The following is an 11999-nucleotide window of genomic DNA, read 5'->3' as shown; positions in this document are numbered from 1 at the left end:
TTAGCCCATGCGTTATTTTTATTTTATAATTGCATTATGCTTTCTTTCGTGTAAAAAAGATACCGATAATACTACTATATCTGTTGTAGAAGAACAAACTACACAGGACACAACGTCTATAAAAAGACAGGATTTTGATATTGAATGGCTTGAAAAATCAGTTGCACAATTTAAAGAAGCAAATGATAAAATTAAAATTCAGGTAAATACAGCAACGCCTCAGCAAGCTAACACCCTGTATGACAAGCTTATCATTGAGAACAATGAGCTTATAGGTAAAATCAGCGAAAAGGAAGCAAACCTGCTTGATGAATACTACACGCATTTTTCGGGCACTAATAACGACAAGCCAGATCAAGAAGTAAAAATCAAGAGCAGTATACTGGAAAAAACCGGGCTTGAAATTTGGGAGATTGGTGAGGGTGTGGCAGAAGTGCGTACAGTACCTGATTATTACAAAAACATCTTTTCGGATAAAGTAACTAAAGATTATAAGGCTTACATTGATATTCTTGCCGAAGACGACAAAACTCTTTATCAGGCTGATGCAGCCATTAATATCTCCTGGCAGGACTTGGGGAAAAGGTTGATAAACTGGGAAAACTTTACGTTGAATTATCCTGAAAGTAACCTGATAGAAAAAGGTACCGGATGGTATAAGCTATATCAAGACGCTTATTTAAATGGCTACGATAACACCCCTACCAGTGAGCATGACTCTGATAAATTGTATCCTGAAATTAAGGAAGCATTTGAAGAATTCATTACGAGTTACCCATTAAGCCCTACTACTCCATATATAAAGCAATTGCTTGAAGGCCGTAATAATCTTGATGCAATTAATACTGAACTGCACTTTAAACGGAGCGTAATTTAAAACCTGCGCCTAAGAAACAGCAATGCATTTGAAAATTTAAGGTAAATTTGCAACAATCAATTCTCTGCATGAAACAAATTACCAGTGCCCAAAACCCATTCATAAAACAACTTGTACAATTACAGGATAAAGCCAAAGCCCGAAAACAAACCGGCACTTTTTTAATCGAGGGCCAGCGTGAACTGGAACTTGCCCGTAAAGGTGGTTATGAAATAGAAACGGTATTGTTTGTATCTGATATGATAAACGAATCGCAGGTAGCGCAATTATCAGGATCTGGTGCGGGTCTTATTGAAATTAACCGTGAGGTATACCAAAAACTTGCCTATCGCGATAGTACCGAAGGTGTTATAGGTATCGCAAGGACAAAAGACCTTAACCTCAAAGATCTTCAGCTTAAGGAAAATCCGCTTATTTTAGTAATGGAAGCCCCGGAAAAACCCGGCAACCTGGGGGCAATGCTGCGTACCGCCGATGCCGCAAAGCTGGATGCCGTTATTATTGCAAACCCTAAAACAGACTTATACAACCCCAATATAGTGCGCAGCAGCGTAGGCTGCCTCTTTACAAACCAGATAGCCAGCGGCACTACAGAGGAGGTTATTGCCTACCTGAGATCAAAAAATATAAATATTTACTGCGCTACATTACAAGATTCGGCGTTATACCATGAGCAGGATTATACTACAGGCAGTGCGCTTGTAGTAGGTACTGAGGCTACGGGGCTTACCCAGGCCTGGCGCGATGCTGCTACAAGAAATATTATTATACCCATGCAGGGTGAAATTGACTCTATGAACGTATCTGTAGCAGCAGCTATACTGATATTTGAGGCAAAACGCCAACGCAATTTTGAACTATAATACGCATGAAAATACGATTACTTTTTTTACTGCTGCCCTTACTCAGCTTTGCCCAGGACAAAGAACTTTTTAGTTGGGATACGGCATTAGTAAGCAATAAAATACCCCTTACCATATCGTTGTCCGATTTTCAGAAAGCCTATAAAAGAGCAGACAGCATTACAGCACCAAAAGCCGGCCAAACCTGCGGTAGCGAAGATGAAGCCAATGTAAAAATGGTGTACTACAAAGGGGCACGTTATGAGCTTGACAATGGTATAATGAACTTTAGGGAACTGGATTTTTCGCCAAGAAAAAATATGTACATGCAGCAAAAAGACGATTGGTTTGACCATACTACCACGCTTAAAAGCTTTAGTAAAACCTATCCGGATGCAGCATTGATCATGATTACTGACTATGATGAAAATGATGAGCCTACAAATATAATATCGCTGATGCCCGCAGAAGCTGATGCCGACTGCGAGTGGAAATTTTACTTTAGGGGTGGCAAGCTCAAAAAAATTGAATGCGAATTCAGCTGTAATTAATGCCTGAACCTAAAACATACCACAACCCTATAAACGGTGAGTACACTACGATACTTGAAAGCGCCGCCGATACTAATGGTAAACATACCTTTTTTGAGGTAAGCCTTACACCCGGAGGGGGCAATCCGTTACATTATCATACCGGCTTTACCGAGGAGTTTTTTGCTGTTACGGGTAAACTTGGTTTACAACAAGGCCAAAAAAAGCTACATCTCTTACCAGGGCAACACCATGTCGTAGAGCCAAACAGCCACCACCGTTTTTATAATGACACTACCCAAACCATTGTATTTCGTGTAAAACTTACCCCCGCCCAGCCTCATTTTGAAAATTTTTTAAAGGCAATGTTCGGGTTGGTTAATGACGGACTTACGGTAACCAAAAACCAAATACCCAAAAGTATTTACCATACGGCCATAATGTACAAATGGGGCGATACCCATTTCTCTAACCCGCTGGCTAAAGTTATTGCCCCCATTTTTGGACTGTTTTATAAAAAAGCGGTAGCAAAGGGCATAGAGCAGCAATTACTCGAAAAATATTGCCGTTAGGTAATCACGATTTAAATTGATAAATTTGCATTTTTCAATTGAATATGAAGCCAAAAGAAATAGAACGCATCTCTAAAGCGCTGGGTGACCCGCACAGGCTACGCATTATGCAGGAAGTAAAAAAACTGGAATGGATGCCGTGTGCGCAAATTTGCGAAATGATAGAACTGGCACAGCCATCTGTTTCACATCACATCAAACAGCTTGTAGATGCCGGATTGCTCATACCTGAAAAAGAAGGCCGTAACATTAAATACACCATTGATAAAGAGGTGTTTGGCCAGTATATAAATTTCTTAAACTCGCTGGTTGAAAATAATACATAGAAAAATTTAAATATATTAATTTATTACGTAATATTGCAGTGTAATTAGATAACAAACCGGCAGGCTTCTTCTGCCCTTTTTTTAATCAAAATACATAGATAAATATAAATATATAAATTAATTTATTTTTTAAAACACAATGAGTTTACAGTTAGAAGGAAAAGTAGCCATAGTAACAGGAGCCAGCAAAGGCATAGGAGCCGGAATAGCTAAAAGCCTTGCAGCAGCAGGTGCGGCAGTAGCCGTAAATTACGCATCAGATAAAGCAGGTGCAGATAAGGCCGTGAGCCAAATAACATCAGATGGCGGCAGAGCCGTTGCCGTGCAGGGCAGCGTAACAAACACAGACGACATACAACGCCTGTTTGAAGAAACCGTTAAAACATATGGCCGTGTAGACATACTGGTTAACAATGCCGGTGTTTACAAATTTGATAATCTGGAAGACATTACAAAAGAGGAATACGACCGCCAGTTTACCACCAATGTTTATGGTCCCATACTCGCATCTCAATACGCATTAAAACATTTCCCTAAAACGGGCGGCAGCATTATAAACATCAGCTCTGTAGTAGGCCAGAATCCGCTTGCCGGTGCTGCGGTCTACTCAGCTACCAAGAGTGCGCTGGATGGTATTACAAAATCTCTCGCAAAAGAGCTTGGCCCTAAAAACATTCGTGTAAATGTAATAGCCCCGGGCTTTACCGTTACAGAGGGCACACATACAGCGGGTATTGCAGGCAGCGATTTTGAAACCCATCTTGTATCAAATACGCCACTGGGTCGCGTAGGCCAGCCAGATGACATTGCACGTGCAGTTACATTCCTGGCAAGCGATGCATCTGCATGGATTACCGGAGAAGTAATAAACGTATCCGGGGGGTTATTATAAATTCTTGTTTTTTAGTTTTTTCAGTGTCTGCTGAGGAGCCCCGCAATTTTGCGGGGTTTCTTGCTTTTGCTACACTAATTATCCTTGCCCTCAGCCCTATCGGAAAGCCGGGTAAATAATTTTATTTAGCTGCGACATCAACGACAACCTTCAATTGTTATAATTATCCAAAAATCTAACAATCCAACTGTCCGGTTCTCTTGTTAATCATAAATATTTTCTGTACTTTTAAAGCAGACGAGATAACGTATGACTGAGATAGATATAGAACTGGAAAATAAGGCAATTGCCAAAGAATACAAGGAGTTGCTGCGCATAAGCTACCAAACCCTTAGCGAAGATGATAAGAAGCTCATACGTAAGGCTTTTGATGTAGCTGTTGATGCCCACAAAGACCAGCGCCGCAAAAGTGGCGAGGCTTACATCTTCCACCCTATTGCGGTGGCTAAAATTGTTGCGTCAGAAATTGGCCTGGGTGCCACCTCAATTGCTTCTGCCCTGTTGCACGATGTTGTAGAGGATACTGATATTACTGTGGAAGACATCAAAAGGATGTTTAACCCAAAAATAGCGCAGATCGTAGAGGGGCTTACAAAGATAGCACAGGTAAAAACCGACCAGGAAATATCAATGCAGGCAGAGAACTTCCGCAAGATGCTCCTTACCCTGAATGATGATGTACGCGTTATCCTGATAAAACTAGCTGATCGCCTGCACAATATGCAGACGATGGACAGCATGGCCGAGTACAAACAGGCCAAAATAGCATCTGAAACATTATATATATATGCACCATTGGCACACCGCCTGGGGCTTTATAACATAAAAAACCAGCTTGAAGACCTTGGCCTTAAATATACCGAGCCATCAGTATACAACGACATTGTAGGCAAGATGAAGGAAACCAAGGAAGAGCAGGATGCCTATATCAAATCGATATCAGACGTACTTAAATCTTCTATGGATAGCGAGGGTATAGAATATACCATTAAGGGCAGGCCAAAATCAGTTTATTCCATTCGCCGTAAAATGATGGCTCAGGGTGTAACCTTTGATGAAGTGTATGACAAGTTTGCCCTGCGCATCATCTACAAGTCAAACACGCACGACGAGAAGTTTCTGGCATGGAAGATCTATTCGATAGTAACAGACCATTACCGTCCAAGCCCAAGCAGGCTGCGTGACTGGATATCGTCGCCTAAATCTACCGGATATGAGGCACTGCACATTACCGTTATGGGACCTAAAGGCCGCTGGGTAGAAATACAGGTGCGTAGTGAACGTATGGATGAAGTGGCAGAGAAAGGATACGCCGCCCACTATAAATACAAACAGGGCAGCAATAACGAAGAGCATGGACTTGAAACCTGGCTCAACTTGCTTAAGGAAGCTCTGGAAAACAGTTCTGGCGATGCGGTAGATTTTGTGGAAGACTTTAAACTGAACCTCTATTCTAAAGAGATTTATGTGTTTACTCCAAAAGGGGAAATTAAATCATTGCCAAAAGGTGCTACCTCGCTTGATTTTGCATTTAGCATTCACTCAGAGATAGGCATCCGTACACGCGGCACAAGGGTTAACGGTAAGCTTGTTCCGCTAAACCACGTGCTTAATAGTGGCGACCAGGTAGAGGTTATTACATCGCAAAACCAAAAGCCAAATTCGCACTGGCTGGATTATGTTACCACCGCCCGCGCTAAGAACAAGATAAAAAATGTACTTAACGAGAACACCAAGAAGATAGCCGAAGATGGTAAAGAGCTGCTTACACGTAAGCTGCGCCACCTTAAGATTACGCTCAATGAACCTACGGTAAACGAGCTTGTAAGCTACTTTAAGCTAAAAACCAGCCTCGATTTGTTTTATCGCATTGGTATAGGCACTATTGATAACCAGCAGTTAAAAGATTATGCAGCATTAAAGAGCAATACTTTTATGAACTTCTTTAAAGCGAAGATCAAAAAGTCGCCATCACTGCCGCAGGAACAGATACAAAAAGAAGAGATCAGCAAGAATTATGATTTACTTGTTTTTGGTAAAAATGAAGATAAGCTCGATTACAAGCTTGCCAACTGCTGCAACCCTATTCCCGGAGATGACGTGTTTGGTTTTGTAACCATAAACGAGGGTATTAAAGTACACAAACGTGATTGCCCTAACGCCATAAGGCTGCAGAGCAATTATGCCTACCGTATTATGCCTGCCAAATGGATAGACTCCAGCCAGGAAGAATTTAAGGCTACCCTTAAAATTACGGGTATGGACAGCCTTGGCCTTACTAACGAGCTTACCAAGGTTATATCTAACAATATGCACGTTAACATACAAAGCATATCGCTTAGCGGTAATGCCGGTATCTTTAACGGACAGGTAACCGTTGTGGTAAAAAACAACAGCCTGCTTAAAAAGCTTATTGAAGCCATTAAAAAAATTGATGGTATAGATAAGGTAACCAGGATTTATAATAATTAGGGTAAAACATGAATTAAATGAGTTTCACCTATAATTTATCCCGATGGTTCGGGGCAATTTGTGTAATTCGTGGCAAAAGCTTAAAATACTTTCAGTTCAAAAAAATTAGCGTATCTTTGCGCGTATTTGCATAACACTATGGAAAATAATAAAAACCAGGATATTGTAAAAAATGTCTTCACCAAATTCCTTGAAGACAAGGGCCACAGGAAAACTCCTGAGCGCTACGCCATACTCCAGGAAATATACAACAGTCAGGAACATTTTGATATAGAATCGCTCTACATCAAAATGAAAAATAAAAACTACCGTGTAAGCCGTGCCACGCTTTACAACACCATCGAACTACTTTTAGAATGCGGCCTGGTAAGACGCCACCAGTTTGGCCAAAACCAGAGTCATTACGAAAAGTCGTACTTTGATAAGCAGCACGACCACATTATAATGACCGACACCGGCGAGGTAATTGAGTTTTGCGACCCAAGGATACAAAGCATCAAAAAAACCATAGAGGAAATTTTTGGTATTGATATTCATAACCATTCTTTATACCTTTACGGCAGTAAAAAACAGCCGGCGGCAGAAAGTTAATATTTGCTGCAAAAAACAGCATCGGCAAACCAACCCTGAATAAGGATTGGTTTTTGTTTTTAATACAAAATCAGACGATTACTAAATAAACAACAACAAACAGAACACGAATGACCGTAGATTTACTGCTCGGATTACAATGGGGAGACGAAGGCAAAGGAAAAATTGTTGACGTACTAACCTCGGGGTATGATATTATTGCACGCTTTCAGGGCGGGCCAAACGCCGGCCACACGCTGGAGTTTGATGGCATCAAACATGTATTAAGAACCATCCCAAGTGGTATCTTCCATACCAATTCAGTTAACATTATTGGTAACGGTGTGGTTATGGATCCCGTAGTTTTCCAGAAAGAACTTGAAGGCCTTGAAAAATTTAATATCGACATTAAATCACGCCTGCTTATTTCGCGCAAAGCACACCTTATCCTGCCTACACACCGCCTGCTGGATGCAGCAAGCGAAGCAAGTAAAGGTAAGGCTAAAATAGGTTCTACCCTTAAAGGTATAGGTCCTACCTATATGGATAAAACAGGGCGTAACGGCCTTCGAGTAGGCGATATTGAACTGGCTGACTTTAAAGAGCATTACCGTGCCCTTGCTGATAAGCACCAGGCAATGATCGACTTCTATAATGTAGACCTGCAATATGACCTTGAAGAGCTTGAAGCTGAATTCTTCGCCGCTGTTGAAGTACTTAAAACGCTAACTTTTATTGATAGCGAAGAGTACCTTAACCAGGCTATGAAATCAGGAAAATCTATCCTTGCGGAGGGTGCACAGGGTTCATTGCTTGACATTGACTTTGGTACATATCCGTTTGTAACATCATCTAACACCACCGCTGCCGGTGCCTGTACCGGCCTTGGTATAGCCCCTAACAGGGTTAAAGATGTGTTTGGTATATTTAAGGCATATACTACCCGCGTGGGTAGCGGCCCCTTCCCTACTGAATTGTTTGACGAAGATGGTGCTACCATGGCACGTGTAGGTAATGAGTTTGGATCGGTAACAGGCCGTGCAAGGCGTTGTGGCTGGTTAGATCTTGTTGCGCTTAAATATGCAGTTCAGGTAAATGGTGTTACACAGCTTTATATGATGAAAGGCGATGTACTTAGTGGTTTTGAAACCCTTAAGGTATGTACTGCCTACAAATATAAAGGTGAAGTAATTTCGCATTTCCCATACAATATAGAGCCTGAAAACGTAGAGCCTGTATATGTTGAGAAAAAAGGATGGGCTGCTGACCTAACGGGAATGACATCTTACGATGAGCTTCCGGCAGAATTAAAAGAATACATAGAATTTATTGAAGCTGAACTTGAAGTGCCTATCAAAGTAGTATCTGTAGGCCCGGACAGGAAACAAACAATAATAAAATAATATTTGGCAGTAGCTAAATGATTTTAAAGGGGCTTTTTGCCCCTTTTTTAATGTGTTTAAATTGTACTTTTATCAAACCAGTTGCCTCATGTTATGATTATAAAGCAAGCCATTTTAGCAGATGCCGAAACCTTAACCCATATTACCCTGAAATCTAAAGCTCATTGGGGCTATTCTGACGAGCAAATTGAAAGTTGGATAGAGGAACTTACGATTTCTAAAACGTATATCGAAACAAATCATGTTTTTAAGCTCTTAATTCAAGAGAAAACCATTGCCTACTATTCTTATTGCATGGAAAGTGATACTACAGTAACGCTTGATAATTTATTTGTGTTACCCGATTATATGCGTAAAGGTTATGGCAGCTATCTCCTAAAAGATTTTTAGCCCGTATAAAAGCTGTTGGCATCCAAAAAGTAGTACTTGAATCAGAGCCAAATACTGTAGATTTTTATAAACATTTTGGATTCATAAAAACAGGCCAAAGAGAAAGTTCTATTAAAGAACGATACCTCCCTCAAATGGAATTACATTTTTAATTAAAAAAAAGTGGCCTGCCGGAGTGCTGTACACAACCGGCAGGCCTGAGAAAAAATTACCCTAAATCTATTTGTGCTTATACGTTTGGCTTATTGCTTCACGATAAGGAATTCACTCCTTCTGTTTTGTGCGTGTTCTTCCTGAGTGCACGTGGTGCATTTCACTTTCAGTTCGCTCTCACCATAGCCTTTGCCTGAGATACGCTCTTTAGCAATGCCTTTTGAGATGATGTATTGTACCGTACTCTTTGCCCTTCTGTTCGACAGGCTCATGTTGTACTGGTCACTGCCGCGGCTGTCGGTATGAGACTTAACCAATACCACAAGGGCCGGGTTGTTTTTCATCGCGGCTACCGCCTTGTCAAGCTCAAAGGCTGCTTCTTTGGTGATGTTACTCTTGTCGTATTCAAAGAATATTTCATTAAGCACGATCTCTGTTGGTTTTACGATCGTTTCGATCGGGTCAAGGTTAGCATTTACCGTTACCTCTCCGCCTGCGGTCTTGGCTACCGGGAAGGTGTTGTTTACATAACCTTCTGCACTGGCCTGTACGGTATATGGCCTGTCACAGTCGATGTTGTAGTTTACCTGCCCTTTATTGTCTGCCGTGCGGGTTTCGATAACATTGCCTTTTTCATCTACTATAGCCACTTTGGCTGCTGCAATGGCTTTGCCTGTTTTTGAGTCCCTGACCATTACAATGGCTTCTACACCACATACCGGGGTAGCAAGGTAGATCTTGTCAAAGCCGTCACGGTTACTTGAGAAGAAACCGATCTTTTTGGTATCGTTAAACGTAAAGGCGAAGTCGTCCTTTCCGGTGTTGATTGGCTGGCCTACGTTTTGTGCCTCGGTGCCTTTTTTAAGGTCAATCACATAAACGTCTAATGCGCCAAAGCCTTTCCTGCCATCGGTTGAGAAGTATAGCTTGTCACTATCGGTGATGTAAGGGAAGCTTTCCCTGCCTTCGGTGTTTACCTTTGGCCCAAGGTTCTGTGGCTCGCCATAGCTGTTGTTGCCCTTGATCTCTACTTTCCAGATGTCGTTGCTGCCACCCATCGAGCCTTCACGGTCCGATGCGAAGTACAGCCATTTACCGTCTTTGCTTACTGATGGATTGCCCGTACTCCAGGTCTTGCCGTTAAATGGCAGTTCCTCGATGTTGCCCCACTTGCCGTTGACTTTTGTGGCTTTGTACAGGTATACCTGTCCTTGCTTGCTGTTGCTTTCCTTGTCTTTTACATATTGTTTCTTTTCTTTAAAGCTCTCGCTTGAAAAGTACAGGGTATTGCCGTCAGGGCTTACCGAAGCAGGGCCGTCATGCCATTTACTGTTCACATCGCTTACCGGGGTGGGTTCGCTGATCGTACCGTTGGCATTATAGGTGGCCTGGTACAAATCAAGGAACGGCTCATCGTTGGCTCCATAGGTTTTCCTTGCCGTGTTCCTTGCGCTGGTAAAGTACAAGGTGTTGTCATTGGTCAGTACCGCGCCAAAGCTGCCGTATTTCTTGTCGTTGATGTCCAGTACTTTTTCATCAAAGAGTTTGGCCTGGTTGCGGAGCTTAGGCAGGTAGTTCGGGTCTTGTTTAAAGGTTACCGCCCTTTGGTCGTTGGGTGCCAGTTGTGCAAACTTTTGCATCTGCACGTTGCTCTCCTCATACTTGCCTTCTGCTTTAAGCATCTGTGCATATTTGTAGTACGTCTCGGCATCCTGGGGCGTTTTAGTGGCTTCTGCAAACCATTTTACCGCTTCCTTGCTGTTGAACATATTGTAGTAGCTCTCGGCAAGTTGCTTTGCTACGTAGTTGTCTTTCTTTTTTACTTTTAGGTAGGCTTGCGCCGCATCTACATACTCAAGCCTCGCAAATAGTTTGTCGGCAGCCTTCGTTTCTTCGCTCTGCGCCATCGCCGAACCGGCTATAAGCAGAAAGCCAAGGGTAAGATATAAATTTTTCATGGTCCTGTCTTTTGCTTTTGGTTAGAAATAACGTGGTGAACGTGATACTTTTTTCGGGAAGTTGACATCAAAGAGCAGCATGATCTCGTGTGAGGCAGGTGTGGTTACCTTAAGGTCACTCACGATGTGGTCGTATGCATAGCCGATCCTCAGGTTCGGTGTGATGGCATAGTTTACCATACCGCCCCATGAATCGTCTAACCTGTAAGTGGCCCCGATCTCGAATTTCTCAAAGAACAACGCGTTTAGTGAGCCGTCGATAGACGGGTCTACACCAAAGGCCGATTTTACCATGAACGAAGGCTTCAGCTTGAAGTTGTCGGTTACCTGGAATACGTAACCTCCCGTTAAAAAGTAGTGCGATACTTCTGAACCAAAACGGTAGTCCTGCGCGTTCTGCGTAAGGTCAAGGTGTTTGCTCTTTAGCATGTTGGGTACCGAAAACGCTAAGTAGTAGTTATCGGTGTAGTAGAACACTCCGGTTCCTATGTTAAAGTAGGTATTGTTTACGTTTTCTGCGAATGCAGGGTCATTAGGGTCCGGTACAAAGCCGTTGCCAATATCGCTGAACAATCCTACTTTATGGAAGGTAGCGCCGGCCTTTAAGCCCAGGGCAAGCCTGTGCGCGCCGCCAAGTTTAAGGGTGTAGCTGAAATCGGCATATACATTGGTTTCATTCACAGGGCCGATCTTGTCGGTAATCGCCGATAAGCCCAATCCTACATTCTTGCCCACCGGGCTGTGGCCTGAAAACGTGCCCGTACTCGGGGCTCCGTCTACATCTACCCATTGCTTGCGGTATAAAAGCCCAAAGGCTAAATTCTCCTTGCTGCCAGCGTATGCAGGGTTGATTACGTTCATGTTGTACATGTACTGTGTGTAGTGTGGGTCCTGCTGTGCTACAGCATCCGTAAACCCTACAAAGGCCAGTAAAACTCCAAGATAAATTTTTCTCATATATAATTCCTGTTTTAGTTTTCTTATTACTGTGATCTTATATTTTCTTAACACTGC

12 protein-coding genes are annotated in these 11999 nt (G+C 42.4%); 10 read left to right on the top strand and 2 right to left on the bottom strand.

Annotation, left to right across the window (positions count from 1 at the left end):
• Positions 1-7 precede the first annotated feature (7 nt).
• The 10 genes from DYH63_RS03935 (at position 8) to DYH63_RS03890 (ending at position 8874) form a co-directional block, all read left to right on the top strand.
• Positions 8-877: a hypothetical protein gene (locus tag DYH63_RS03935; protein WP_116787567.1), complete on the top strand. Its 870-nt coding sequence runs from the start codon at positions 8-10 to the stop codon at positions 875-877.
• Positions 878-945: 68 nt separating this feature from the next.
• Positions 946-1740 (top strand): TrmH family RNA methyltransferase, encoded by a 795-nt coding sequence (locus DYH63_RS03930; protein ID WP_116787566.1) that lies wholly within the window; start codon positions 946-948, stop codon positions 1738-1740.
• Between the two features lie 5 nt (positions 1741-1745).
• A complete protein-coding gene (locus DYH63_RS03925) occupies positions 1746-2270 on the top strand; it encodes a hypothetical protein (RefSeq protein ID WP_116787565.1) in 525 nt (174 codons plus the stop codon).
• On the top strand, positions 2270-2821 hold the full coding sequence (locus DYH63_RS03920) for a cupin domain-containing protein (RefSeq protein ID WP_116787564.1): 552 nt from the start codon (positions 2270-2272) through the stop codon (positions 2819-2821). The genes DYH63_RS03925 and DYH63_RS03920 overlap by 1 nt, the downstream gene beginning before the upstream one ends.
• A 44-nt stretch (positions 2822-2865) precedes the next feature.
• Complete coding sequence (locus tag DYH63_RS03915) at positions 2866-3147, top strand: ArsR/SmtB family transcription factor (RefSeq protein WP_116787563.1); 282 nt, start codon at positions 2866-2868, stop codon at positions 3145-3147.
• A gap of 139 nt (positions 3148-3286) precedes the next feature.
• Complete coding sequence (locus DYH63_RS03910; protein ID WP_116787562.1) at positions 3287-4039, top strand: SDR family NAD(P)-dependent oxidoreductase; 753 nt, start codon at positions 3287-3289, stop codon at positions 4037-4039.
• Positions 4040-4288: 249 nt separating this feature from the next.
• Positions 4289-6511, top strand: a complete 2223-nt coding sequence (locus DYH63_RS03905; protein ID WP_116787561.1) for a RelA/SpoT family protein — start codon at positions 4289-4291, stop codon at positions 6509-6511.
• A 138-nt stretch (positions 6512-6649) separates the two neighbouring features.
• Positions 6650-7102 carry a Fur family transcriptional regulator gene (locus DYH63_RS03900; protein ID WP_116787560.1) on the top strand — a complete coding sequence of 151 codons (453 nt, stop codon included), beginning with the start codon at positions 6650-6652 and terminating at the stop codon, positions 7100-7102.
• A 110-nt stretch (positions 7103-7212) separates the two neighbouring features.
• Positions 7213-8484, top strand: coding sequence for an adenylosuccinate synthase (locus DYH63_RS03895; protein ID WP_116787559.1), 1272 nt, complete (start codon positions 7213-7215; stop codon positions 8482-8484).
• A 93-nt stretch (positions 8485-8577) separates the two neighbouring features.
• On the top strand, positions 8578-8874 hold the full coding sequence (locus DYH63_RS03890) for a GNAT family N-acetyltransferase (protein ID WP_116787558.1): 297 nt from the start codon (positions 8578-8580) through the stop codon (positions 8872-8874).
• A 242-nt stretch (positions 8875-9116) separates the two neighbouring features.
• Here the strand turns inward: DYH63_RS03890 and DYH63_RS03885 are convergent, their stop codons facing one another.
• Positions 9117-10985: an OmpA family protein gene (locus DYH63_RS03885; RefSeq protein ID WP_116787557.1), complete on the bottom strand. Its 1869-nt coding sequence runs from the start codon at positions 10983-10985 to the stop codon at positions 9117-9119.
• A gap of 21 nt (positions 10986-11006) precedes the next feature.
• Positions 11007-11942, bottom strand: coding sequence for a PorP/SprF family type IX secretion system membrane protein (locus DYH63_RS03880; protein WP_116787556.1), 936 nt, complete (start codon positions 11940-11942; stop codon positions 11007-11009).
• Positions 11943-11999: the final 57 nt, after the last annotated feature.

It is taken from the genome of Flavobacterium psychrotrophum (assembly GCF_003403075.1).
In the GTDB taxonomy this organism is placed as follows: Bacteria; Bacteroidota; Bacteroidia; order Flavobacteriales; family Flavobacteriaceae; genus Flavobacterium; species Flavobacterium psychrotrophum.
This window is presented reverse-complemented; position numbering and strand designations above follow the sequence as displayed.

What these genes read in the sequence shown, in the direction of transcription:
- DYH63_RS03935 (WP_116787567.1), top strand. Translation starts at nt 8, where the DNA reads ATGCGTTATTTTTATTTTATAATTGCATTATGCTTTCTTTCGTGTAAA.
- DYH63_RS03930 (WP_116787566.1), top strand. Translation starts at nt 946, where the DNA reads ATGAAACAAATTACCAGTGCCCAAAACCCATTCATAAAACAACTTGTA.
- DYH63_RS03925 (WP_116787565.1), top strand. Translation starts at nt 1,746, where the DNA reads ATGAAAATACGATTACTTTTTTTACTGCTGCCCTTACTCAGCTTTGCC.
- DYH63_RS03920 (WP_116787564.1), top strand. Translation starts at nt 2,270, where the DNA reads ATGCCTGAACCTAAAACATACCACAACCCTATAAACGGTGAGTACACT.
- DYH63_RS03915 (WP_116787563.1), top strand. Translation starts at nt 2,866, where the DNA reads ATGAAGCCAAAAGAAATAGAACGCATCTCTAAAGCGCTGGGTGACCCG.
- DYH63_RS03910 (WP_116787562.1), top strand. Translation starts at nt 3,287, where the DNA reads ATGAGTTTACAGTTAGAAGGAAAAGTAGCCATAGTAACAGGAGCCAGC.
- DYH63_RS03905 (WP_116787561.1), top strand. Translation starts at nt 4,289, where the DNA reads ATGACTGAGATAGATATAGAACTGGAAAATAAGGCAATTGCCAAAGAA.
- DYH63_RS03900 (WP_116787560.1), top strand. Translation starts at nt 6,650, where the DNA reads ATGGAAAATAATAAAAACCAGGATATTGTAAAAAATGTCTTCACCAAA.
- DYH63_RS03895 (WP_116787559.1), top strand. Translation starts at nt 7,213, where the DNA reads ATGACCGTAGATTTACTGCTCGGATTACAATGGGGAGACGAAGGCAAA.
- DYH63_RS03890 (WP_116787558.1), top strand. Translation starts at nt 8,578, where the DNA reads ATGATTATAAAGCAAGCCATTTTAGCAGATGCCGAAACCTTAACCCAT.
- DYH63_RS03885 (WP_116787557.1), bottom strand. Translation starts at nt 10,985, where the DNA reads ATGAAAAATTTATATCTTACCCTTGGCTTTCTGCTTATAGCCGGTTCG.
- DYH63_RS03880 (WP_116787556.1), bottom strand. Translation starts at nt 11,942, where the DNA reads ATGAGAAAAATTTATCTTGGAGTTTTACTGGCCTTTGTAGGGTTTACG.